Source organism: Aeromonas hydrophila subsp. hydrophila ATCC 7966 (assembly GCF_000014805.1).
Taxonomy (GTDB): domain Bacteria; phylum Pseudomonadota; class Gammaproteobacteria; order Enterobacterales; family Aeromonadaceae; genus Aeromonas; species Aeromonas hydrophila.
In genome coordinates this window covers 4,455,001-4,479,541 of record NC_008570.1, presented here as the reverse complement: position 1 = coordinate 4,479,541, position 24,541 = coordinate 4,455,001, and the positions used below count along the sequence as shown (strand labels likewise).

The following is a 24,541-nucleotide window of genomic DNA, read 5'->3' as shown; positions in this document are numbered from 1 at the left end:
CGCAGATGAAACTCACCCCTTACGCCTCCTTGTTGACGCTCAACACCCTCGCCCTCGATGCCCATTGCCGCTGGCTGGCCGAAGTGGAACGGATCGACGATCTGCCGCAACTGGTGGCCAACCCCGAGCTGGCCGGCCTGCCGCGGCTGGTGCTGGGCGGTGGCAGCAACGTGCTGTTTTGCGATGACTTCGCCGGTGTCGTAGTGCTCAACCGGCTCAAGGGGATAACGCTGCACGACGAGGGGGATCACTGGTTGCTGCACGTGGCGGCCGGCGAGAACTGGCATGAGCTGGTGTGCCATAGCCTGCAGCAGGGCTGGTTCGGGCTCGAAAACCTGGCGCTGATCCCGGGCACGGTCGGAGCTGCCCCGGTGCAGAATATCGGCGCCTACGGGGTCGAGCTGGCCAGCGTCTGCGCCTATGTGGAGACGTTCAACTGGCAGAGTGGCCAGCTGGAGCGCATCGAGGCGGCCGCCTGCGGGTTCGGCTATCGCGACAGCATCTTCAAGCACGCCTGTCAGGACAGCCACTTCATCACCGCCGTCGGCCTGCGCCTGCCCAAGGCCTGGCAGCCGGTGGCGGGGTATGGCCCGCTGGCCGCGCTCGGTGAGCAGCCCACGGCGCAGGCCATCTTCGACACCGTCTGTGCCACCCGCATGGTCAAGCTGCCGGATCCGGCCGTGCTCGGCAATGCCGGCAGCTTCTTCAAGAACCCCGTGGTGACGGCGGCGCAGGCCGATCAGCTCAAGCAGCAATATCCGCACCTTCCCTGTTACCCGACCGCTGACGGGCAGGCCAAGCTGGCCGCGGGCTGGCTCATCGATCAGTGCGGCCTCAAGGGGTTTGCCATCGGCCGCGCCGCCGTGCATCAGGAGCAGGCCCTGGTGCTGGTCAACCTGGGCGGTGCCAGCGCCATGGAGCTGATCGCCCTGGCGGCTCACGTACGCGACAGCGTGGAGCAGAAGTTCGGCGTGCTGCTGGAGCACGAGGTGCGCTTCATGGGGCGCAGCGGTGAAACCTGGCTCGACGAGGTGCTCTCATGACCCTGACCCCCATCAGACAGACCCTGATCACCCTGCTCAGCGACGGCCAGTTTCACTCCGGCGAACAACTGGGTGAGCAGCTTGGTATCAGCCGGGCGGCGGTCAGCAAGCACATGGCCGCGCTCAAGGAGCTGGGGCTGGACTTGTTCAGCCTGACCGGCAAGGGTTATCGGCTGGCGGTGCCGATGGCGCTCTATGACGAGGTGCAACTGCAGGCGTTGGCGCCGATGGCGCCGGTACACTGCTTTCCGGTCATCGACTCCACCAACCAGTACCTGCTGGAGCGGGTCAACCAGCTGAGCTCCGGCGAGAGCTGCCTGGCCGAGTGCCAGACCGCCGGTCGTGGCCGGCGCGGCAAGCCCTGGGTCTCCCCCTTCGGGTGCCAGCTGATCCTCAGCATGTACTGGCGGCTTGAGCAGGGCATGGCGGCCGCCATGGGGCTGAGTCTGGCGGTCGGCGTGGCCGTGGTGCAGGCGCTGGAATCCCTCGGTTATCCGGGGGTGGAGCTGAAATGGCCGAATGACCTCTATTATCAGGGCCGCAAACTGGCGGGCATTCTGGTGGAGATGAGCGGCAGTGCCGGTGCCAGCTGTCATCTGGTGATCGGCGTCGGCCTCAATCTGGCGATGCCGAGCCGGGAGGGGGAGCGGATCGATCAGGCCTGGTCCGAACTGCGCCACATCCAGCCGGAACTGGTGGATCGCAATCTGCTGGCCGGCCGGGTGCTCGATCACCTGCAGCAGGCCATGCTCACCTTCGAACAGAGTGGTCTCGCCAGCTTCGTGGCGGACTGGAACCGGCTCGATCACTTCGCCGGCCGACCGGTGCGGCTGCTGATGGGTGAGCAGGAGATCCGCGGCGTGGCGCGTGGCATCGATGATCGCGGCGCCCTGCGGCTGGAGACCGCAGAGGGGATCAAGTTCTACCTGGGCGGTGAGATCTCCCTGCGCCGGGGCGACTGAAGGCGGTGGCGATCGTCATGAATAGAAGAGGGGGCCTGCGGGCCCCCTCTTCATGTTGATTCGTGTTGGTAGCCGCTACTTGCGCAGCTTGATCTGCTCGATGGCGTGCTCGTTGCCCTTGGTCAGGATCAGGTTGGCCCGCTCCCGGGTCGGCAGTATGTTCTCTTTCAAATTCAGATAGTTGATATCTTGCCAGATATTGTTGGCAATCTTGGTCGCTTCGCTCTCCGCCAGCTTGGCGTAGTGGTGGAAGTAGGAGTCCGGATCCGAGAAGGCGCCACTTCTGAACTTGAGGAAGCGCTCGATATACCAGGTGCGCAGCAGCTCGGCCTCGGCATCCACATAGATGGAGAAGTCGACGAAATCGGAGACGAAGACTCTATGGGGCTCCTGCGGATAATCCATGCCGCTCTGCAGTACATTGAGCCCTTCGAGGATCAGGATGTCCGGCTGCTCCACCACCTTCTTCTCGTCAGGGATGATGTCGTAGATAAGGTGGGAGTAGACGGGCGCCTCGACCTTTTCGTGGCCGGCGCGGATGTTGGCGACAAATTCCACCAGATGACGGATGTCGTAGGATTCCGGGAAGCCCTTGCGGCGCATCAGGCCGCGCTCTTCCAGCACCTTGTTGGGATAGAGAAAGCCGTCGGTGGTGACCAGCTCCACCCGCGGGTGCTCCGGCCAGCGTTCCAGCAATGCCTGCATGATGCGCGCCGTGGTGCTCTTGCCCCCCGCCACGCTGCCGGCGATGCTGATGATGTAGGTACCCTTGCCGCGGGACTGACCGAGAAACTGTTCCAGTACCCGGCTGCGGCGCTGCTTGGCCTTGACGTAGAGGTTGAGCAGGCGGGAGAGGGGCAGGTAGATCTCTTCCACCTCCTGCAATGACACCTTTTCATTGATCCCGCGCAGGGTCTGCAGATCGTGCTCGGTCAGGGTCAAAGGGACCGAGTCGCGCAATAACGCCCATTGTTCGCGGGTGAATTGCAGATAGGGGTTATGCTCTGTCGTCATGGTGTCATCACTGTTTCTTGGGCAGGGCGACCATACACCAAGGGGTGGGGAGCGACAAGAGAAGCGACGGTTTCGAGCGGAGAGTGAGTCCTTTTTTGCCTGGTTCCCGGCAATAATGCACATTTTGCAAGGCGCAATGGTTGCATCCCCAAAATGCTTACCATAAAATGCGCGACGCTTAGATGTCTGTCGTCTATTTGCTCGGCAAAAGCGATAAAACAACGGGTGCAAGCAGAATTACCGTTGTGGCATTTATGTAGCGGAGGGGTTCCCGAGCGGCCAAAGGGATCAGACTGTAAATCTGACGGCTCTGCCTTCGAAGGTTCGAATCCTTCTCCCTCCACCATATTTCTCTGCGGTTTGAGTTCTTTGGGTTAGAGAAATGCGGGCATCGTATAATGGCTATTACCTCAGCCTTCCAAGCTGATGATGCGGGTTCGATTCCCGCTGCCCGCTCCAAGATGCTGATACGGCTCAGGCGATAGCAGAGCCACACCTTAGGGTGAGTTCGGCAATCGAACCTGCCTGTCAGCACCAGCCTCTCTTCCCCACCAGATTCAAATCCATCATATAAACTGTTCTGTGGTTAGCTTGCCACCGCGTACTCAGCGTTAGTTTAGAGGGACGATCATGTCTAAAGAAAAATTTGAGCGTAATAAACCGCACGTTAACGTGGGTACCATCGGCCACGTTGACCACGGTAAAACCACCCTGACTGCCGCTATCACCAACGTGCTGGCCAAGCACTTCGGTGGTAAGGCTTTCGCCTTCGACCAGATCGACAAGGCACCGGAAGAGCGTGAGCGTGGTATCACCATCAACACCTCCCACGTAGAATACGACACCGCCACCCGTCACTACGCGCACGTAGACTGCCCGGGTCACGCCGACTACGTTAAAAACATGATCACCGGTGCTGCCCAGATGGACGGCGCGATCCTGGTAGTAGCAGCGACTGACGGCCCGATGCCGCAGACTCGTGAGCACATCCTGCTGGGTCGTCAGGTAGGCGTTCCGTACATCATCGTGTTCATGAACAAGTGTGACATGGTAGATGACGAAGAGCTGCTGGAACTGGTCGAGATGGAAGTTCGCGAACTGCTGTCCGAGTACGACTTCCCGGGTGATGACCTGCCGGTAGTCCGTGGTTCTGCACTGAAAGCGCTGGAAGGCGAAGCTCAGTGGGAAGAGAAGATCCTGGAACTGGCTGGCCACCTGGACACCTACATTCCGGAGCCGGAGCGTGCCATCGACCTGCCGTTCCTGATGCCTATCGAAGACGTATTCTCCATCGCTGGCCGCGGTACCGTAGTGACCGGTCGTGTAGAGCGCGGTATCGTCAAAGTTGGTGAAGAAGTGGAAATCGTTGGTATCAAAGATACCACCAAGACCACCTGTACCGGCGTTGAAATGTTCCGCAAACTGCTGGACGAAGGTCGTGCAGGCGAGAACATCGGTGCACTGCTGCGTGGCGTGAAGCGTGAAGACGTAGAGCGTGGTCAGGTACTGGCCAAGCCGGGCACCATCAAGCCGCACACCAAGTTCGAATCTGAAGTGTACGTGCTGTCCAAAGAAGAAGGTGGTCGTCATACCCCGTTCTTCAAAGGCTACCGTCCGCAGTTCTACTTCCGTACTACCGACGTGACCGGTACCATCGAACTGCCGGAAGGCGTAGAGATGGTAATGCCGGGCGACAACATCAAGATGGTTGTTACCCTGATTGCGCCGATCGCGATGGACGACGGCCTGCGTTTCGCCATCCGTGAAGGTGGCCGTACCGTAGGTGCTGGTGTTGTAGCTAAAGTTATCGCTTAATCTTTGGCTTACATAAATAAAGCAAAGCCCCTATAATAGGGGCTTTCTTATGCAGGGGCGTAGTTCGAATTGGTAGAACAGCGGTCTCCAAAACCGATGGTTGCGGGTTCGAGTCCTGCCGCCCCTGCCATATACCTCGTCTCGTACGGGGCTTTTGTGTCTTTGGTTACGTCAGATACAGGTGGGTTGTATGAGTGTTAGTTCTGAGAGCCAGGGCGGAAGCAAGGATACCCTGCTTTGGGGCCTGGTTTTCATTATCCTGGCGGCCGCTGTAGTGGGTAATTACCTGCTCAACGATGTCGTCGCTGCCGTCCGCGCCCTGGGTGTGGTCGTTGTCATTGCTGCTGCCGGTGCAGTAGCCCTGCAAACCACCAAGGGAAAGGCGACACTGGCATTTGCCCGTGAGTCTCGCCTGGAAGTCCGCAAGGTCGTATGGCCGACCCGCCAGGAAGCCATTCAGACAACCCTGATTGTGCTGGCGGTGACTGCCGTGATGGGGCTGTTGCTGTTCATTCTGGACGGTGCCTTGGTCTGGTTGGTCAACCTGATTACCGGTGTGTAAGGATAAGCCATGACTGAACAACGTGAACAACGTATGAGATGGTATGTGGTGCAGGCGTTTTCCGGCTATGAAGGCCGTGTTGCTAAATCCCTGCGTGAACATATCAAGATGCATGGCATGGAAGACATGTTCGGTGAAGTGCTGGTCCCGACCGAAGAAGTGGTCGAGATGCGCGCTGGCCAGAAGCGCAAGAGTGAGCGCAAGTTTTTCCCGGGTTACGTCCTGGTTCAGATGATCATGGATGAGACCACGTGGCACCTGGTACGCAACGTACCGCGCGTCATGGGCTTCATTGGTGGCACCTCTGATCGTCCTGCTCCTATCTCTGATAAAGAAGCGGATGCCATCCTCAATCGTCTGCAAGATGCCCACGACAAGCCGCGTCCGAAAACCCTGTTTGAACCGGGTGAAATGGTGCGGGTTGCCGATGGTCCGTTCGCTGACTTCAACGGTACCGTTGAAGAGGTGGACTACGAAAAGAGCCGCGTGAAGGTCTCCGTTTTGATCTTCGGTCGTTCTACACCGGTAGAGCTGGATTTTGGTCAGGTCGAAAAGGGCTGATTAAACTCTGTTCGTTAACGGTTGTCAGGGGCAGCGAATGTCATTATAATTCGCTGCCCCTTTATTAGTTGGGGAGCCGTTTGCAGGAGCATGTCTCCGAGGCGTTAGAACCCATTTCTGAGGTATTTTTGTAATGGCTAAGAAAGTCACAGCTTATATCAAGCTGCAAGTTAAGGCTGGCAGTGCTAACCCCAGCCCTCCCGTTGGTCCTGCTCTGGGTCAGCACGGTGTGAACATCATGGAATTCTGTAAGGCATTCAACGCCCGTACAGAAAAGCTGGAAAAAGGCTCACCGACTCCGGTCGTGATCACCGTTTACAGCGACCGTTCCTTCACCTTCGAAACCAAGACTCCGCCCGCTGCCTTCCTGCTGAAGAAAGCTGCTGGTATCCAGTCTGGTTCTGCCAAGCCGAACAAAGACAAGGTTGGTAAGGTGACTGTGGCTCAGCTGCAAGAAATCGCCAAGACCAAAGAGCCGGATATGACCGGTGCCGATCTGGATGCAAAAGTACGTTGCATCGCCGGCTCCGCTCGTTCCATGGGCCTGGTAGTGGAGGATTAAGACAATGGCAAAACTTTCCAAGCGTATGCGCGTTATTCGCGAAAAAGTTGACGGTACCAAAGAGTACTCCATCAACGAAGCCATTGCCCTGCTGAAAGAACTGGCTACTGCCAAGTTCGTTGAAAGCGTTGACGTTGCCGTTAACCTGGGTATCGATGCTCGTAAATCCGACCAAAACGTACGTGGTGCAACTGTACTGCCGCACGGTACCGGTCGCGAAGTGCGCGTAGCCGTATTCACCCAAGGTGCCAACGCCGAAGCTGCCAAAGCTGCCGGTGCTGAACTGGTTGGTATGGACGATCTGGCCGATCTGGTCAAGAAAGGCGAGATGAACTTCGACGTAGTTATCGCATCCCCGGATGCCATGCGCGTTGTTGGTCAGCTGGGTCAAATCCTGGGCCCGCGCGGTCTGATGCCGAACCCGAAAGTTGGTACTGTAACTCCTAACGTTGCCGAAGCCGTCAAGAACGCCAAGGCTGGTCAGGTTCGTTACCGTAATGACAAGAACGGTATCATTCACACCACCCTGGGCAAGGTTTCTTTCAATGAAGTTCAGCTGAAAGAAAACTTGGAAGCTCTGCTGGTTGCCCTGAAAAAGGCCAAGCCGTCTTCCGCCAAGGGTGTATTCATCAAGAAAGTCAGCATCTCCACCACCATGGGTGCCGGTGTTGCCGTAGACCAAGCTTCTCTGGAAGCTCAGGCCTAATTGATGGATTTTACAAGGCGCAAAATTTAATCTATAATTTTGCGCCTTGATTGGTTGGGGGCTTCGACCTCCGTCCAAGACCGCAGGAGGCTGTAAGGCCTTAATACTTCCTGCGTAGACGGTGCCGGAAACCCAGCGAGAAAGATTCTTTCTCTTCTGGAATCCTGCTACCGCATCGTTCCCCTCTGTTGTAAAGGTAGGGGGGATGTGTCAGTACTGGGTCATTTGACCCGGATTCAATCCAGGAGTTAAGCCAATGGCATTGGGACTCGAAGACAAAAAGGCAATTGTTGCTGAAGTCAACGAAGCTGCCAAAGGCGCTCTTTCTGCAGTGATTGCCGATTCTCGCGGCGTGACTGTAGACAAGATGACCGTCCTGCGTAAAACCGCTCGTGAAGCCGGTGTGTACATGCGCGTTGTGCGTAACACCCTGCTGCGTCGCGCGGTAGAAGGTACCGAATACGAGTGCCTGAACAACGCATTTACCGGTCCGACCTTGATTGCTTTCTCTAACGAACACCCGGGCGCTGCCGCTCGTCTGTTCAAAGAGTTTGCCAAAGCGAACCAAAAGTTCGAAATCAAGGCTGGCGCTTTTAACGGTGAGTTTATCGCCGCAGCACAAATTGATCGTCTGGCCACGCTGCCGACTTACGAAGAAGCAATTGCGAAGTTGATGGCTACCATGAAGGAAGCCTCTGCTGGCAAGCTGGTTCGTACTATCGCTGCTGTTCGCGACCAGAAACAAGCTGCTGCTTGATTCTCGCCTATCTAGGCTGTTTGAGTTTATTCAACATCAGGAATTTTTGTCATGTCTATCACTAAAGACCAAATCATCGAAGCCGTTGCTTCCATGTCCGTAATGGAAGTTGTTGAGCTGATCGAAGCTATGGAAGAGAAGTTCGGTGTTTCTGCCGCTGCTGCCGTAATGGCCGGCCCGGCTGCTGCTGAAGCAGTAGAAGAGAAGACCGAGTTCGACGTAGTTCTGACTGCTGCCGGTGCCAACAAAGTTGCCGTCATCAAAGCCGTTCGTGGCGCCACCGGTCTGGGCCTGAAAGAAGCCAAAGACCTGGTAGAAGCTGCTCCGGCTAACCTGAAAGAAGCCGTCTCCAAAGACGAAGCTGAAGCTCTGAAGAAAGAGCTGGAAGCTGCCGGTGCTTCTGTTGAGATCAAATAATCTGCATTTATGTAGATTAGCCTGATAAAACAGGCTAGGGCTGGTGAATTTTTGTTCACCAGCCTTTTTGCGCTGTAGACTGAGAGCATTTCACACCGTTTACGACTCTCGGTGCACCAGCAATCCGGACTGTTTTCATTCGTCCGGGCCAACACAAAACGGTGTTGAGACAGAGCTGTCCCGTGGGACAGAGTGGGTCACTTATCAGCGAGCTGAGGAACCCTATGGTTTACTCTTATACCGAAAAAAAACGCATTCGTAAGGACTTCGGTAAGCGAGACCAGGTACTGGACACGCCTTATCTGTTGTCCATTCAGCTGGACTCCTTCAAGCAGTTCATCGAGGCTGACCCGGAAGGTGAATATGGCCTAGAGGCCGCTTTCCGTAGCGTTTTCCCGATCACCAGTTACTCCGGTAGTGCTGAGCTTCAGTATGTCAGCTATCGCCTGGGTGAGCCGGTATTTGACGTAAAAGAATGCCAGATCCGTGGAGTGACCTACTCCGCGCCGCTGCGTGTCAAGCTTCGTATGGTTCTGTACGACCGTGAAGCAGCTGCCGGCACCGTCAAAGACATCAAGGAACAAGAAGTATACATGGGCGAAATTCCGCTCATGACCGAGAACGGCACCTTTGTTATCAATGGTACCGAGCGGGTAATCGTCTCCCAGCTGCATCGTAGCCCGGGCGTCTTCTTCGACCACGATAAAGGCAAAACACATTCATCCGGTAAGGTGCTGTATAACGCGCGCGTTATTCCCTACCGTGGCTCCTGGCTGGACTTCGAGTTCGATGCGAAAGACAACCTGTTTGTCCGTATCGACCGTCGTCGTAAACTGCCGGCATCCATTATTCTGCGTGCCCTGGATTTCAGTTCCGAACAGATTCTGGCCACCTTCTTCGAAACCATCGGTTTCGAAGTCAAAGATGGCAAGTTGATGATGGATCTGGTGCCGGAGCGCCTGCGTGGTGAAACTGCGACCTTTGACATCGTGGCCAATGGCGCCGTGGTGGTTGAGACCGGTCGTCGAGTGACTGCGCGTCACATCCGTCAGTTGGAAAAAGATTCCGTTACCCAGATTGAGGTACCGGTTGAGTATGTTGTTGGCAAAGTTGCTGCCAAGGACTACGCACATCCGCAAACTGGCGAGATGGTAGTGACTGCCAACCAGGCGCTGAGCCTGGAAGCGGTAGCCAACCTCTCCCAAGCCGGCTTCAAGCACTTCGAGGTTCTGTTCACCAACGAACTGGATCACGGTGCCTACATGTCCGAGACCCTGCGTATCGACTCCAGCTCCAGCCGCCTGGAAGCGCTGGTCGAAATCTATCGCATGATGCGTCCGGGTGAGCCGCCGACTCGCGAAGCCGCAGAACAGCTGTTCGAGAACCTGTTCTTCTCTTCCGAGCGTTACGACCTGTCTACCGTAGGTCGGATGAAGTTCAACCGCCGTCTGGCTCGTGAAGACGAGACCGGCGTGGGTACTCTGACCAAAGACGACATCGTCGATGTGATGAAGCGCCTGATCGACATCCGTAACGGTAACGACGAAGTGGACGATATCGACCACCTGGGCAACCGTCGTATCCGTTCTGTCGGTGAAATGGCTGAAAACCAGTTCCGCGTCGGTCTGGTGCGTGTCGAGCGTGCGGTCAAGGAGCGTCTCTCCCTGGGCGACCTGGACACCCTGATGCCGCAGGATCTGATCAACGCCAAGCCGATCTCCGCCGCAGTCAAAGAGTTCTTTGGTTCCAGCCAACTGTCCCAGTTCATGGACCAGAACAACCCGCTGTCCGAAGTGACCCACAAGCGCCGTATCTCCGCGCTGGGCCCGGGTGGTTTGACTCGTGAGCGTGCCGGCTTTGAAGTTCGAGACGTACACCCGACCCACTACGGTCGTCTGTGCCCCATCGAAACGCCTGAAGGTCCGAACATCGGTCTGATCAACTCTCTGTCCGTGTACTCTCGTACCAACGAGTACGGTTTCCTCGAGACTCCGTACCGCAAGGTCATTGACGGTGTGATCACCGACGAAGTGGACTATCTGTCTGCTATTGAAGAAGGCAAGTACGTGATCGCACAGGCTAACGCCGCGACCACCGAAGATGGCCGTCTGAAAGATGAATTGATCCCGTGCCGTCACAAAGGTGAATCCACCTTTATGAACGCCGACCAGATCCAGTATATGGACGTGAGCCCGCAGCAGATCGTATCTGTGGCAGCGGCCCTGATCCCGTTCCTGGAACACGATGACGCGAACCGCGCATTGATGGGTTCAAACATGCAACGTCAGGCTGTACCGACTCTGCGCGCCGACAAGCCGCTGGTTGGTACCGGTATGGAACGCGCTGTGGCCGTTGACTCCGGTGTTACCGTAGTGGCCAAGCGTGGCGGCATGATCGACTACGTTGATGCCTCCCGTATCGTTATCAAGGTCAACGAAGATGAGCTGCTGCCTGGCGAAGCCGGCATCGACATCTACAGCCTGACCAAATACACCCGTTCCAACCAGAACACCTGTATCAACCAGCGTCCGTGCGTGATGTTGGGCGAGCCGGTGATGGCGGGCGACGTGCTGGCTGACGGCCCGTCCACCGACCTGGGTGAACTGGCGCTGGGTCAGAACCTGCGCGTCGCGTTCATGCCGTGGAACGGTTACAACTTCGAAGACTCGATCCTGGTGAACGAGCGTGTTGTTCAGGAAGATCGCCTGACCACCATTCACATCCAGGAACTGGCCTGTATCTCCCGTGACACCAAGCTGGGTCCGGAAGAGATCACTGCTGACATCCCGAACGTGGGTGAAGCCGCTCTGTCCAAGCTGGACGAGTCCGGTATCGTCTACGTGGGTGCCGAAGTGAAGGGCGGCGACATTCTGGTCGGTAAGGTAACGCCGAAAGGTGAAACCCAGCTGACGCCGGAAGAGAAGCTGCTGCGCGCCATCTTCGGTGAGAAGGCGTCCGACGTGAAGGACTCTTCCCTGCGTGTGCCGAACGGTGTGTACGGTACTGTGGTTGACGTGCAGGTCTTTACCCGCGATGGCGTGGAAAAAGACAAGCGCGCCAAAGAAATCGAAGAGATGCAGCTGAAGGAAGCGAAGAAGGACTTGACCGAAGAGTTCAAGATCCTGGAAGACGGCATTTTCGGCCGCTCCCGCAACCTGCTGCTGGCCGCCGGCTACAGCGAAGACCGTCTGAACAAGCTCGATCGCTCCAAGTGGTTTGAACTGGCCATCGAAGATGAAGCCAAGCAAATCGAGCTGGAACAGATCGCTGAACAGCACGTTGAGCTGAAGGCTGAGTTCGACAAGAAATTCGAGAACAAGCGTCGCAAGATCATCCAGGGCGATGACCTGGCGCCGGGCGTACTGAAGATCGTCAAGGTCTATCTGGCCGTCAAGCGTCGCATCCAGCCGGGTGACAAGATGGCGGGTCGTCACGGTAACAAGGGTGTTATCTCCAAGATCTGTCCGGTCGAGGATATGCCCCATGACGAGTACGGCCGTCCGGTCGACATCGTTCTGAACCCGTTGGGCGTACCGTCCCGTATGAACATCGGTCAGATCCTCGAAGTGCACTTGGGCCTCGCGGCCAAGGGTATCGGCGAGAAGATCGACCGCATGGTCAAGGAACAGCGCGAACTGCACGAGATGCGTGACTTCCTGCAACAGGTCTATGACCTGGGCGAGAAAGACACTCAGCAAGTGAACGTGGCCGAGCTGTCCGACGACGACGTACGTACCCTGGTTGGTAACCTGCGCAAGGGTCTGCCGGTCGCTACGCCGGTCTTTGATGGCGCCAAAGAGCGTGAAATCAAGGCCCTGCTGAAGCTGGCCGACCTGCCGGAATCCGGTCAGATCGCCCTGTTCGACGGTCGTACCGGTAACGCCTTCGAGCGTAAGGTCACCGTGGGTTACATGTACATGCTGAAGTTGAACCACCTGGTAGACGACAAGATGCACGCGCGTTCTACCGGTTCTTACAGCCTGGTTACCCAGCAGCCGCTGGGTGGTAAGGCACAGTTCGGTGGTCAGCGTTTCGGTGAGATGGAAGTGTGGGCCCTGGAGGCTTACGGTGCGGCATATACCCTGCAGGAGATGCTGACCGTCAAGTCTGACGATGTGAACGGCCGTACCAAGATGTACAAGAACATCGTGGATGGCGACCACCGTATGGAGCCGGGCATGCCCGAATCCTTCAACGTATTGCTGAAGGAAATCCGCTCTCTGGGTATCAACATCGAGCTGGACGAAGAGTAAGAGCTCGCTCTTATTGTTCGAGAATTGACGTGGGCGCCCCGCTGTTTCGGCAGTAGGGGCGCCGAGGTTAGACTCCTGACAGGGGAAACACGTGAAAGACTTACTCAAGTTTTTGAAGGCTCAGACCAAGACCGAAGAGTTTGACAGTATCAAGATCGGTCTGGCCTCTCCTGACATGATCCGCTCCTGGTCATTCGGTGAGGTCAAAAAGCCTGAGACCATCAACTACCGGACTTTCAAGCCGGAACGTGATGGTCTGTTCTGCGCCCGTATCTTCGGACCGGTGAAGGACTACGAGTGTCTGTGCGGCAAGTACAAGCGCCTGAAACACCGTGGTGTGATCTGTGAGAAGTGCGGCGTAGAAGTGACCCAGACCAAGGTCCGTCGTGAGCGTATGGGCCACATCGAGCTGGCCAGCCCGACTGCCCACATCTGGTTCCTGAAGTCCCTGCCGTCCCGTATCGGTCTGCTGCTGGACATGACCCTGCGTGACATCGAGCGCGTGCTGTATTTCGAATCCTATGTAGTGATCGAACCCGGCATGACCAACCTCGAGCGCAGCCAGATGCTGTCCGAAGAGCAGTACCTGGACGCACTGGAAGAGTGGGGCGACGAATTCGACGCCAAGATGGGTGCCGAAGCAATCCTGGCATTGCTGCGCGCCATCGATCTGGAAGGCGAAGTGCGCACCATGCGCGAAGAGCTGGATCAGACCAACTCCGAGACCAAGCGCAAGAAGACCACCAAGCGCCTGAAGCTGATGGAAGCCTTCCTGCAGTCCGGCAACAAGCCGGAGTGGATGATCATGACAGTGCTGCCCGTGCTGCCGCCGGACCTGCGTCCGCTGGTACCGCTGGACGGCGGCCGTTTCGCGACCTCCGATCTGAACGATCTGTACCGTCGCGTGATCAACCGTAACAACCGCTTGAAGCGCCTGCTGGACCTGGCGGCTCCGGACATCATCGTGCGCAACGAAAAGCGCATGCTGCAAGAGTCCGTCGATGCCCTGCTGGACAACGGCCGTCGTGGCCGTGCCATCACCGGCTCCAACAAGCGCCCGCTGAAATCCTTGGCCGACATGATCAAGGGTAAGCAAGGTCGTTTCCGTCAGAACCTGCTCGGTAAGCGTGTCGACTACTCCGGTCGTTCCGTTATCACCGTAGGTCCGACTCTGCGTCTGCATCAGTGCGGTCTGCCGAAGAAGATGGCGCTGGAGCTGTTCAAGCCGTTCATCTATGGCAAGCTGGAATCCCGCGGTCTGGCGACCACCATCAAGGCCGCCAAGAAGATGGTGGAGCGCGAAGAAGCTGTCGTTTGGGACATCCTGGACGAAGTGATCCGCGAACACCCGGTTCTGCTGAACCGTGCACCGACTCTGCACCGTCTGGGTATCCAGGCGTTTGAGCCGACCCTGATCGAAGGCAAGGCCATCCAGCTGCACCCACTCGTCTGTGCCGCCTATAACGCGGACTTCGACGGTGACCAGATGGCGGTCCACGTACCGCTGACCCTGGAAGCCCAGCTGGAAGCGCGTGCGCTGATGATGTCCACCAACAACATCCTGTCGCCTGCCTCCGGTGAGCCGATCATCGTTCCGTCTCAGGACGTGGTCTTGGGTCTGTACTACATGACCCGTGCCCGTATCAACGCCAAGGGCGAAGGTATGGTGCTGTCCGGCCCGAAAGAAGCCGAGAAGGTATACCGCGCCGGTCTGGCCGATCTGCATGCTCGCGTGAAAGTTCGCATCACCGAATACCTGCGTCAGGAAGACGGTTCACTGCGTGCTCACACCGAGATGAAGAACACCACCGTTGGTCGTGCGATCCTGAGCCTGATCCTGCCGAAAGGCATGGAATACGCGCTGATCGACGAGCCGAAGGTGCTGACTGCTGCAGAGCAGGCTGACCTGGATGCCAACCCGCAGAACTGGATCAAATCCGTATCCAACAAGGCGCTGGGCAAAAAGCTCATCTCCCGTCTGCTGAACACCTGCTATCGCAAGCAGGGCCTGAAGGACACCGTCATCTTCGCTGACCAGCTGATGTATACCGGTTTCCACTACGCGGCCCTGTCCGGTGCTTCCGTTGGTATCGATGACATGGTCATCCCGGATGCCAAGAAAGACATCATCGCCGCTGCAGAAGCCGAAGTTGCCGAGATCCAGGACCAGTTCCTGTCCGGTCTGGTGACCGCGGGCGAACGCTACAACAAGGTTATCGATATCTGGGCCAGCGCCAACGAGCGCGTCTCCAAGGCCATGATGGAGAACTTGTCCAAAGAGCGTAACGTCAACTCGCTGGGTGAAGAAGAAGAGCAAGCCTCGTTCAACAGCATCTTCATGATGGCCGACTCTGGTGCGCGGGGTTCCGCAGCCCAGATCCGTCAGCTGGCCGGTATGCGTGGCCTGATGGCCAAGCCGGATGGCTCCATCATCGAGACCCCGATCGTCGCGAACTTCCGCGAAGGTCTGAACGTATTGCAGTACTTCATCTCCACTCACGGTGCTCGTAAGGGTCTGGCGGATACCGCACTGAAGACTGCGAACTCCGGTTACCTGACTCGTCGTCTGGTTGACGTGGCACAGGACATGGTGATCACCGAGGACGATTGCGGCACTACCGAAGGTCTGTGGATGACTCCGCTGATCGAAGGTGGCGACGTGGTCGAACCGCTGCGTGAGCGCGTGCTGGGCCGTGTGGTTGCCGATGACGTGATCAAGCCGGGTACTGAAGACGAAGTGCTGGTAGCACGCAACACCCTGCTCGACGAGCAGCTGTGTGACCTGCTGGAGCGCAACTCTGTTGACCGCGTGAAGGTACGTTCTGCCATCACCTGTGAGACGGACTTCGGTAACTGTGCTCACTGCTACGGCCGTGATCTGGCCCGTGGTCACCTGGTTAACAAGGGTGAGGCTGTCGGTGTTATCGCCGCCCAGTCCATCGGTGAACCGGGTACCCAGCTGACGATGCGTACCTTCCACATCGGTGGTGCCGCATCCCGTGCCGCTGCCGAGAGCAGCATCCAGGTCAAGAACACCGGTAGCATCAAGCTGCAGAACGCCAAGTTCGTTCACAACAGTGACGACAAACTGGTTATCACCTCCCGTTCTACCGAACTGACCATCATGGACGAGATGGGCCGTACCAAGGAAAGCCACAAGCTGCCTTACGGTTCCGTGCTGGAAGTGAAAGATGGCCAGGCCGTGAACGCCGGTGAAACCGTCGCCAACTGGGATCCGCACACTCACCCGATCATCACCGAAGTGGCAGGTCGTCTGCACTTCGAACACATGATCGATGGCGTGACCATTACTCGTCAGACCGACGAGCTGACCGGTCTCTCCTCCATCGTCGTGCTGGATGTCAACGAGCGTCCGAGCGCCGGTAAAGAGATGCGTCCGACCGTTAAACTGGTCGACCTGAACGGCAAGGACGTGATGATCCCGGGTACCGATGTAGCTGCCCAGTACTTCCTGCCGGGCAAGGCGATCGTAAACCTGGAAGATGGTGCCAACGTGGGCGTGGGTGACGCGGTAGCGCGTATCCCGCAAGAGTCCGGCGGTACCAAGGACATCACCGGTGGTCTGCCGCGCGTTGCGGATCTGTTCGAAGCACGTCAACCGAAGGAACCGGCAATTCTGGCCGAGATCTCCGGTACCATCTCCTTCGGGAAAGAGACCAAGGGCAAACGCCGTCTGGTCATCACCCCGACCGATGGTGGCGATGTCTACGAGGAGATGATTCCGAAGTGGCGTAACCTGAACGTGTTCGAAGGTGAAAAAGTTGAGAAGGGTGAAGTGCTGGCGGACGGTCCTGAGTCTGCTCACGACATTCTGCGTCTGCGCGGTATCAGCCCGGTCGCCAACTACATCGCCAACGAAGTGCAGGACGTTTACCGTCTGCAAGGCGTTAAGATCAACGACAAGCACATCGAAGTCATCGTGCGTCAGATGCTGCGCAAGTGCGAGATCCTGAGCGCTGGCGACACCGACCTGATCGAAGGCGAACAGGTTGAAGTGGCTCGCGTGAAGATTGCCAACCGTAAGCTGGTTGCTGAGGGCAAGACCCCGGCCACCTTCCGTCACATCCTGATGGGTATTACCAAGGCATCTCTGAGCACCGAGTCCTTCATCTCCGCGGCTTCCTTCCAGGAAACCACCCGTGTTCTGACCGAAGCGGCCGTTGGCGGCAAGCGTGACGAACTGCGTGGCCTGAAAGAGAACGTGATCGTGGGTCGTCTGATCCCGGCTGGTACCGGCTTTGCCTACCACCACGGCCGGATCAACCAGCGTGCCGCTGCAGCCCGTGCTGTTGGCGTACCGCAGGTGACTGCCGATGAAGCCCAGCAAAACCTGGCGGATCTGCTCAACGCAGCCGGCAGTTTTGACGAAGAGTAATCTTCCGCTGTAGCGATTGAAAAGGGCCCCTTCATGGGGCCCTTTTTTATTGTCGATTTTCTCGTCAAAGCCAGACGCCACGCGGATATTCGGATGATCCAGAGCAAGGTTGCAGAGTAAAAAATCAAAAAAAGTTGACATTGCCTCCTCGCAACTGAAAACTCGGGAAAGTTGAATGGGTATTACAGGGGTAGAACATGACTGTCGGTATCGAGGAAGTGATGCTTCCCGAAGAGCAGCTGATCGGTCGCACTTTTACAGACGAAGACAGGGAATTGTTGCGCTCATACGATGGGCTGATCGATGGCTTGGCCGAGTTGTTCGGCAAGCACTGTGAAGTGGTGCTTCACTCCCTGGAAAATCTGCACGAGTCCGTGATCAAGATTGCCAACGGGTTCAATACGGGACGGAATGAGGGGGCCCCCATTACCGATCTCGCGCTGCGTATGCTCAAGGACATCGAGAATACCGGCCAGGATTACACCCAGAGCTATTTTGCTCGCAGCCGTACCGGTGCCCTGATGAAGTCGAGTACCATCGCCATTAGGAACAGCGACAAGCAGGTGATCGGCCTCATCTGTATCAATCTACACATCAACGCACCTTTTCACGAGTTCGTCGCCGAATTTTTCCCGACGCCGCAACAAGTTGAGCGTCAGTCGCCAGAGACCTTTGCCAACAGTGTGGAAGAGCTGGTTGCCCAGACGGTGGACAACACCATTGACGAGATCAACCGCGATCCGACCGTTGCCAACAATGCTAAAAACAGGTTTATCGTGACCCAGCTGTTCGAGAAGGGCATATTTGATATCAAGGACTCGATCAACCTGGTCGCCGACAAGCTGAACATTTCCAAACATACCGTTTATCTGTACATCCGACAGCGCAAGCAGGGTGAAGACGAAAACGAGTAAGCGCCATAGAAGGGGATAGACAAGAATGGCTAAAGAAGTTATTGCAACCGACAAGGCTCCTGCCGCAATTGGCCCGTATGTTCAGGCCACCAAACTGGGCGAGCTGGTCTTCACCTCCGGGCAGATCCCGCTCGATCCGGCCACCATGGAGATAGTGGCTGGCGGTATCGAAGCGCAGGCCGAGCAGGTGATGAAGAACCTGGTTGCAGTATTGAAGGAAGCGGGAGCCGATACCGGCAAGGTACTGAAGACCACCTGCTTCCTCAGCGACATGAACAACTTTGTTGCCTTCAACCAGGTTTATGCCCGTTACTTCGGTGACGCCGCTCCTGCCCGCTCCTGCGTGGAAGTGGCGCGTCTGCCGAAGGATGTGCTGGTTGAAGTCGAAGCCATCGCTTACGTCTGATCCAAGGCTGCACGAAGAGCCCCTCCCAGGAGGGGCTTTTTTGTGTTTGGCGTAGAATGGACGAACACATGCGCAGGAGTCCGGATATGAGTCTGAATTTTGCCCTGCTGGTAACGGGGCCCGCCTATGGCACCCAGTCGGCCAGCACCGCCTATCGTTTTGCCTTGAGCCTCATCGAGCAGGGCTATCGCTTGTCTCACCTGTTCTTCTACCAGGATGGGGTCTGCAACGGCAACGGGCTGCATGCTCCCGCCTCCGATGAGAGCAACCTGGTCGCCCTGTGGCGTGAACTGGCCAACCAGCAAGGGATCCGTATCGATGTGTGCGTCGCGGCCGCCATGCGGCGCGGTGTGCTGGATGAGCAGGAGGCCAAGGGGCTGGGCAGGGCACACTTCAACCTGGAGCCGCCATTTTGCCTGAGCGGGCTGGGTCAGCTGGCGGAGGCCAGTCTGACCGCCGATCGATTCGTCCAGTTTTAGGAGGCAGCCATGCACAAGATAGCGTTTATTTGCCGGCGCGGGCCGCATGGTACCGCCGCCGGGCGGGAAGGTCTGGATGCCCTGCTGGCCACTTCGGCCATGACCGAGTCGCTGGCCCTTTTCCTCATCGGGGATGGTGTGCTGCAACTGCTCAGGGAGCAGCAGCCGCAGGCCATCTTGCAACGTCACTATGCGCCGACCTTCAAACTGCTTGAGCTCTACGACATCGAGGAGGTCTATGTGTGTACCGACTCGCTGGCCGAGCGTGGCCTGACGGTGGCTGATCTGCTGATCCCCGTGACTGGTCTGTCCCGTAACGACATCCGGCACCAGTGGGATGCCTGTGCGACCCACATCTGCTTTTGAGGTGACCATGATACAGCTGATATTGACCTCTCCCTTCCAGAGCCAGGACCTGGAACAGGCGCTGACCTATCGTCAGCCGGAGGATGTGCTGGTGCTGATGCAGGATGCTGTCGTCGCTGCCACGGCCCCTCAGTGGTGTGCACGGTTGTCCGGAGTGCCGCTCTACGTCATGCGGGAAGACCTGCAGGCGAGGGGGTTGCAACAACGGATCGGGTTGGATCTGGACATGGCCGGCTTGGTGGCACTGATCGCGGAAAAAGGCTCGCCGCAGACCTGGGCTGGCTAACTACCAGTTTTATCTAATCATTTCAGGCGGTTAGCGATATTTGCCAAGGCCTCTTCACTGCCTTTCCTGGCTCGGATTGTATAAATCTTGACTCCCTTGACAACAGGGCATAAAATTTCGCGTCCCCGTATCTGCGGGGAGGATTTTTCACATGTTTATGAAGTCATTATCAGGAGCCTTTTGATGGCAACTATTAACCAGTTGGTTCGCAAGCCACGCATCAAGCTCGTTGTGAAAAGCAACGTGCCGGCGCTGGAAGCGTGCCCTCAGAAGCGTGGCGTGTGCACCCGTGTATACACCACCACCCCGAAGAAGCCTAACTCTGCACTGCGTAAAGTATGCCGTGTACGTCTGACCAACGGCTTCGAAGTCACCTCCTACATCGGCGGTGAAGGTCACAACCTGCAAGAGCACTCTGTTGTTCTGATCCGTGGCGGTCGTGTAAAAGACTTGCCAGGTGTTCGTTATCACACCGTTCGTGGTGCGTTGGACTGTGCCGGTGTTAAAGACCGTAAGCAGGCTCGCTCCAAGTATGGCGTGAAGCGTCCGAAAGCTTAATGGTTCTCCGTTAAGTAAGGCCAAACGTTAATTCGTTTCTAGTTAGATAACTTTCTAGTTTTGGGTAACCCCTGAAGTTACGGAGAATTTGAAATGCCAAGACGTCGTGTTGTTGGTCAGCGTAAAATCCTGCCGGATCCCAAGTTCGGATCAGAGCTGCTGGCTAAATTTGTCAACGTAGTAATGGTTGACGGTAAGAAATCTGTTTCCGAAGCCATCGTATATGGCGCGCTGGACATCATTGCCACCAAGACTGGCAAAGAGCACCTGGCCGTATTCGAAGAAGCCCTGGACAACATTCGTCCGGCCGTCGAGGTTAAATCTCGTCGTGTCGGTGGTGCAACCTATCAGGTACCGGTAGAAGTTCGTCCGGTTCGCCGCAATGCCCTGGCAATGCGCTGGTTGGTTGATGCCGCTCGTAAACGTGGTGAAAAATCAATGGCTCAGCGTTTGGCTGGCGAGCTGCTGGATGCCGCTGACAATAAGGGTTCGTCTGTCAAGAAACGTGAAGACGTACACCGTATGGCTGAAGCGAACAAGGCTTTCGCTCACTTCCGCTGGTAATCCGCTTGCGCAGGGTCTTTTGGCTCTGCGCACCTTTAATTATCTGGGGACAAGTGCCCTAGTAAGAGGATGACAATGGCTCGTACAACCCCCATTGAGCGTTATCGTAATATCGGTATCTCCGCTCACATCGACGCCGGTAAGACTACTACTACCGAGCGCGTTCTGTTTTACACCGGTGTAAGTCACAAGATCGGTGAAGTTCACGATGGCGCCGCCACCATGGACTGGATGGAACAGGAACAAGAGCGTGGTATCACCATCACCTCCGCCGCGACCACCGCTTTCTGGTCCGGTATGGGCAAACAGTTCCAACCGCACCGTATCAACATCATCGATACTCCGGGCCACGTTGACTTTACTATCGAAGTAGAGCGTTCCATGCGTGTTCTGGACGGCGCCGTGATGGTGTACTGTGCCGTAGGTGGCGTACAGCCACAGTCTGAAACCGTATGGCGTCAGGCTAACAAGTACAAGGTTCCCCGTATCGCGTTCGTCAACAAGATGGACCGTACCGGTGCCAACTTCCTGCGCTGCGTTGAGCACATCAAGACCCGTCTGAAAGGTAACCCGGTTCCGCTGCAACTGAACATCGGTTCAGAAGAGAACTTCAAGGGCGTTATCGACCTGGTCAAGATGAAAGCCATCAACTGGAGCGAAGCTGACCAGGGCGTATCCTTCGATTACGAAGACGTCCCGGCTGAGCTGCTGGAAAAAGCGCAAGAAATGCGCATGACCCTGGTTGAAGCCGCTGCTGAAGCGTCTGAAGACCTGATGGAAAAATACCTGGGTGGTGAAGAACTGACCGAGGAAGAGATCAAGAAAGCTCTTCGTCAGCGTGTTCTGAACAACGAAATCATCCTGGTTACCTGTGGCTCCGCGTTCAAGAACAAGGGCGTACAGGCCATGCTGGATGCCGTGGTTGACTATCTGCCGGCGCCGACCGACGTAGCAGCCATCGACGGTCTGAAGCTGGATGGCGAGACCAAAGACGAGCGTCATGCTTCTGATGACGAGCCGTTTGCTGCTCTGGCATTCAAGATTGCTACCGACCCGTTCGTAGGCAACCTGACCTTCTTCCGCGTTTACTCCGGTGTGGTTAACTCCGGTGACTCCGTGCTGAACTCCGTTAAAGAGAAGCGCGAGCGTTTTGGCCGTATCGTTCAGATGCACGCCAACAAGCGTGAAGAGATCAAAGAAGTTCGCGCAGGCGACATCGCTGCCGCCATTGGTCTGAAAGACGTGACCACCGGTGACACCCTGTGTGACGAAAAAGCGCCGATCATCCTCGAGCGTATGGAATTCCCGGAACCGGTAATCTCCATCGCAGTTGAGCCGAAAACCAAGGCTGACCAAGAGAAGATGGGCCTGGCTCTGGGCCGTCTGGCTCAGGAAGACCCGTCCTTCCGCGTATGGACTGACGAAGAGTCTGGCCAAACCATCATCGCCGGTATGGGTGAGCTGCACCTGGACATCATCGTTGACCGTATGCGTCGCGAGTTCAAGGTAGAAGCGAACGTAGGTAAGCCGCAGGTTGCCTACCGTGAAACCATTCGTAACACCGTCAAGGATATCGAAGGTAAGCACGCCAAGCAGTCCGGTGGTCGTGGTCAGTACGGTCACGTTGTGATCGACATGTACCCGCTGGAAGAAGGCAAAGCCTACGAATTCGTCAACGACATCAAGGGCGGCGTCATTCCTGGTGAGTTCATCCCGGGTGTTGACAAGGGTATCCGCGAGCAACTGAAGTCCGGCCCGCTGGCAGGTTATCCGGTTATGGATCTGGGCGTGCGTCTGCACTTCGGTTCCTACCACGATGTCGACTCTTCCGAACTGGCGTTCAAGATCGCTGCTTCCATGGCCTTTAAGGCTGGCTTCATGAAGGCCAACCCGGTTCTGCTCGAACCGATCATGAAAGTAGAAGTCGAGACTCCGGAAGACTATATGGGCGACGTGATCGGTGACCTGAACCGTCGTCGTGGCCTGATCGAAGGTATGGAAGATGGCCCGTCCGGCAAGATCGTTCGTGCCCTGGTGCCGCTGGCCGAGATGTTCGGTTACGCTACCGCCCTGCGTTCTGCTACCCAGGGTCGTGCTTCCTACGCCATGGAATTCGCCAAGTATCACGATGCCCCGACCAACGTCGCCCAGGCCGTGATCGAAGAGCGCAAATCCAAGTAATTTAAGATTCCCCGCCTACGACGGTAGGCGGGTTTAACCTAGAAGGACTACGTCGTGTCTAAAGAAAAATTTGAGCGTAATAAACCGCACGTAAACGTCGGCACCATCGGCCACGTTGACCACGGTAAAACCACCCTGACTGCCGCTATCACCAACGTGCTGGCCAAGCACTTCGGTGGTAAGGCTTTCGCCTTCGACCAGATCGACAAGGCACCGGAAGAGCGTGAGCGTGGTATCACCATCAACACCTCCCACGTAGAATACGACACCGCTACCCGTCACTACGCGCACGTAGACTGCCCGGGTCACGCCGACTACGTTAAAAACATGATCACCGGTGCTGCCCAGATGGACGGCGCGATCCTGGTAGTAGCAGCGACTGACGGCCCGATGCCGCAGACTCGTGAGCACATCCTGCTGGGTCGTCAGGTAGGCGTTCCGTACATCATCGTGTTCATGAACAAGTGTGACATGGTAGATGACGAAGAGCTGCTGGAACTGGTCGAGATGGAAGTTCGCGAACTGCTGTCCGAGTACGACTTCCCGGGTGATGACCTGCCGGTAGTCCGTGGTTCCGCACTGAAAGCGCTGGAAGGCGAAGCTCAGTGGGAAGAGAAGATCCTGGAACTGGCTGGCCACCTGGACACCTACATTCCGGAGCCGGAGCGTGCCATCGACCTGCCGTTCCTGATGCCTATCGAAGACGTATTCTCCATCGCTGGCCGTGGTACCGTAGTTACCGGTCGTGTAGAGCGCGGTATCGTCAAAGTTGGTGAAGAAGTGGAAATCGTGGGTATCAAAGATACCACCAAGACCACCTGTACCGGCGTTGAAATGTTCCGCAAACTGCTGGACGAAGGTCGTGCAGGCGAGAACATCGGTGCACTGCTGCGTGGCGTGAAGCGTGAAGACGTAGAGCGTGGTCAGGTACTGGCCAAGCCGGGCACCATCAAGCCGCACACCAAGTTTGAATCTGAAGTGTACGTGCTGTCCAAAGAAGAAGGTGGTCGTCATACCCCGTTCTTCAAAGGCTACCGTCCGCAGTTCTACTTCCGTACTACCGACGTGACCGGTACCATCGAACTGCCGGAAGGCGTAGAGATGGTAATGCCGGGCGACAACATCAAGATGGTTGTTACCCTGATTGCGCCGATCGCGATGGACGACGGCCTGCGTTTCGCCATCCGTGAAGGTGGCCGTACCGTAGGTGCTGGTGTTGTAGCTAAAGTTATCGCTTAATCGATACTTTAAATACGCACATGAAAGGGGTGGCTTCGGCCACCCCTTTTACTTTTGGGGCTTTAAATGGCCTGTGAGATACTTTGCGAAATCATTGATAGAGGTCGTTTCTGTGAGCAAACCAGCCATTTTTCTGGATCGTGATGGTGTCATCAACGAAGACACCGGTTATGTCAGCAAGGTAGATGACTTCCACTTTTTGCCCGGGGTCATCGAAGCCCTGCAGCTGATGAAGAAGAAAGGGTATCTGCTGGTCGTTGTCACCAATCAGTCTGGTATCGCCCGCGGTTATTTCAGTGAAGATGATTTCATGAACCTGACCGAGTGGATGGATTGGTCACTGGCCGATCGTGACGTGGACCTCGATGGTATCTACTTCTGTCCTCATCACCCGGAGCATGGTGCTCCCTGTGACTGCCGCAAACCAGAACCGGGAATGTTGCTGCTTGCCAAGCAAGAACTGAACATCGATATGAGTCGTTCTTATATGGTGGGCGACA

The 24,541-nt window shown here is 56.7% G+C and carries 22 protein-coding genes and 3 tRNA genes (1 of these 25 cut by a window edge); 24 read left to right on the top strand and 1 reads right to left on the bottom strand.

The features are described 5' to 3' along the window. The first annotated feature begins 5 nt into the window (after positions 1–5). The gene (gene murB / locus AHA_RS20415; RefSeq protein WP_011707708.1) at positions 6–1,043 is read left to right on the top strand and encodes a UDP-N-acetylmuramate dehydrogenase; all 1,038 of its coding nucleotides are present in this window, start codon (positions 6–8) and stop codon (positions 1,041–1,043) included. Beyond that, positions 1,040–2,005 (top strand): bifunctional biotin--[acetyl-CoA-carboxylase] ligase/biotin operon repressor BirA, encoded by a 966-nt coding sequence (gene birA / locus AHA_RS20410; protein ID WP_011707707.1) that lies wholly within the window; start codon positions 1,040–1,042, stop codon positions 2,003–2,005. The genes murB and birA overlap by 4 nt, the downstream gene beginning before the upstream one ends. A gap of 75 nt (positions 2,006–2,080) precedes the next feature. Here the strand turns inward: birA and coaA are convergent, their stop codons facing one another. Further along, positions 2,081–3,019 (bottom strand): type I pantothenate kinase, encoded by a 939-nt coding sequence (gene coaA, locus AHA_RS20405; RefSeq protein ID WP_011707706.1) that lies wholly within the window; start codon positions 3,017–3,019, stop codon positions 2,081–2,083. A gap of 261 nt (positions 3,020–3,280) precedes the next feature. On the opposite strand from coaA, the gene AHA_RS20400 reads away from it, so the two are divergent. The 22 genes from AHA_RS20400 to gmhB form a co-directional block, all read left to right on the top strand. Next, positions 3,281–3,365: transfer RNA gene (locus AHA_RS20400), tRNA-Tyr, on the top strand. A 38-nt stretch (positions 3,366–3,403) separates the two neighbouring features. Continuing rightward, positions 3,404–3,478 (top strand) — tRNA-Gly (locus tag AHA_RS20395). 171 nt (positions 3,479–3,649) lie between these two features. Further along, positions 3,650–4,834, top strand: a complete 1,185-nt coding sequence (gene tuf / locus AHA_RS20390) for an elongation factor Tu (protein WP_011707694.1) — start codon at positions 3,650–3,652, stop codon at positions 4,832–4,834. Between the two features lie 53 nt (positions 4,835–4,887). Beyond that, positions 4,888–4,964: transfer RNA gene (locus tag AHA_RS20385), tRNA-Trp, on the top strand. Between the two features lie 60 nt (positions 4,965–5,024). Beyond that, a complete protein-coding gene (secE, locus tag AHA_RS20380) occupies positions 5,025–5,396 on the top strand; it encodes a preprotein translocase subunit SecE (RefSeq protein ID WP_011707705.1) in 372 nt (123 codons plus the stop codon). Between the two features lie 9 nt (positions 5,397–5,405). Further along, positions 5,406–5,957: a transcription termination/antitermination protein NusG gene (gene nusG / locus AHA_RS20375; RefSeq protein ID WP_005306318.1), complete on the top strand. Its 552-nt coding sequence runs from the start codon at positions 5,406–5,408 to the stop codon at positions 5,955–5,957. Between the two features lie 133 nt (positions 5,958–6,090). Continuing rightward, positions 6,091–6,519: a 50S ribosomal protein L11 gene (gene rplK, locus AHA_RS20370; RefSeq protein WP_005318556.1), complete on the top strand. Its 429-nt coding sequence runs from the start codon at positions 6,091–6,093 to the stop codon at positions 6,517–6,519. 4 nt (positions 6,520–6,523) lie between these two features. Continuing rightward, a complete protein-coding gene (rplA, locus tag AHA_RS20365) occupies positions 6,524–7,225 on the top strand; it encodes a 50S ribosomal protein L1 (protein WP_011707704.1) in 702 nt (233 codons plus the stop codon). Positions 7,226–7,481: 256 nt separating this feature from the next. After that, a complete protein-coding gene (rplJ, locus tag AHA_RS20360; protein WP_011707703.1) occupies positions 7,482–7,982 on the top strand; it encodes a 50S ribosomal protein L10 in 501 nt (166 codons plus the stop codon). A 51-nt stretch (positions 7,983–8,033) separates the two neighbouring features. Continuing rightward, positions 8,034–8,399, top strand: a complete 366-nt coding sequence (gene rplL, locus AHA_RS20355; RefSeq protein WP_011707702.1) for a 50S ribosomal protein L7/L12 — start codon at positions 8,034–8,036, stop codon at positions 8,397–8,399. A gap of 224 nt (positions 8,400–8,623) precedes the next feature. Beyond that, a complete protein-coding gene (gene rpoB, locus AHA_RS20350) occupies positions 8,624–12,652 on the top strand; it encodes a DNA-directed RNA polymerase subunit beta (RefSeq protein ID WP_010635847.1) in 4,029 nt (1,342 codons plus the stop codon). A 91-nt stretch (positions 12,653–12,743) separates the two neighbouring features. Beyond that, positions 12,744–17,048, top strand: coding sequence for a DNA-directed RNA polymerase subunit beta' (gene rpoC / locus AHA_RS20345; RefSeq protein ID WP_011707700.1), 4,305 nt, complete (start codon positions 12,744–12,746; stop codon positions 17,046–17,048). Positions 17,049–17,245: 197 nt separating this feature from the next. Next, positions 17,246–17,962 (top strand): helix-turn-helix transcriptional regulator, encoded by a 717-nt coding sequence (locus AHA_RS20340; protein WP_005306294.1) that lies wholly within the window; start codon positions 17,246–17,248, stop codon positions 17,960–17,962. Between the two features lie 25 nt (positions 17,963–17,987). Continuing rightward, positions 17,988–18,368, top strand: coding sequence for a RidA family protein (locus AHA_RS20335; protein ID WP_011707699.1), 381 nt, complete (start codon positions 17,988–17,990; stop codon positions 18,366–18,368). 86 nt (positions 18,369–18,454) lie between these two features. Continuing rightward, positions 18,455–18,847 carry a sulfurtransferase complex subunit TusD gene (gene tusD, locus AHA_RS20330; protein ID WP_011707698.1) on the top strand — a complete coding sequence of 131 codons (393 nt, stop codon included), beginning with the start codon at positions 18,455–18,457 and terminating at the stop codon, positions 18,845–18,847. A gap of 9 nt (positions 18,848–18,856) precedes the next feature. Next, entirely contained in the window at positions 18,857–19,213 is a 357-nt protein-coding gene (tusC, locus tag AHA_RS20325; protein ID WP_011707697.1) for a sulfurtransferase complex subunit TusC, read from the top strand. Positions 19,214–19,220: 7 nt separating this feature from the next. After that, positions 19,221–19,499 carry a sulfurtransferase complex subunit TusB gene (gene tusB, locus AHA_RS20320; protein WP_164927761.1) on the top strand — a complete coding sequence of 93 codons (279 nt, stop codon included), beginning with the start codon at positions 19,221–19,223 and terminating at the stop codon, positions 19,497–19,499. A gap of 183 nt (positions 19,500–19,682) precedes the next feature. Beyond that, complete coding sequence (rpsL, locus tag AHA_RS20315) at positions 19,683–20,057, top strand: 30S ribosomal protein S12 (protein ID WP_005306278.1); 375 nt, start codon at positions 19,683–19,685, stop codon at positions 20,055–20,057. A gap of 93 nt (positions 20,058–20,150) precedes the next feature. After that, a complete protein-coding gene (gene rpsG / locus AHA_RS20310) occupies positions 20,151–20,621 on the top strand; it encodes a 30S ribosomal protein S7 (protein WP_005306266.1) in 471 nt (156 codons plus the stop codon). 75 nt (positions 20,622–20,696) lie between these two features. Then, positions 20,697–22,802, top strand: a complete 2,106-nt coding sequence (fusA, locus tag AHA_RS20305) for an elongation factor G (protein ID WP_011707695.1) — start codon at positions 20,697–20,699, stop codon at positions 22,800–22,802. A gap of 54 nt (positions 22,803–22,856) precedes the next feature. Next, on the top strand, positions 22,857–24,041 hold the full coding sequence (tuf, locus tag AHA_RS20300) for an elongation factor Tu (protein WP_011707694.1): 1,185 nt from the start codon (positions 22,857–22,859) through the stop codon (positions 24,039–24,041). A 112-nt stretch (positions 24,042–24,153) separates the two neighbouring features. Beyond that, a protein-coding gene (gmhB, locus tag AHA_RS20295) for a D-glycero-beta-D-manno-heptose 1,7-bisphosphate 7-phosphatase (RefSeq protein WP_164927760.1) crosses the window boundary here: on the top strand, positions 24,154–24,541 show its 5' portion. 155 nt of this gene lie beyond the right edge of the window; the window shows 388 of its 543 coding nt (coding positions 1–388); it begins with the start codon at positions 24,154–24,156; the stop codon falls past the right edge of the window.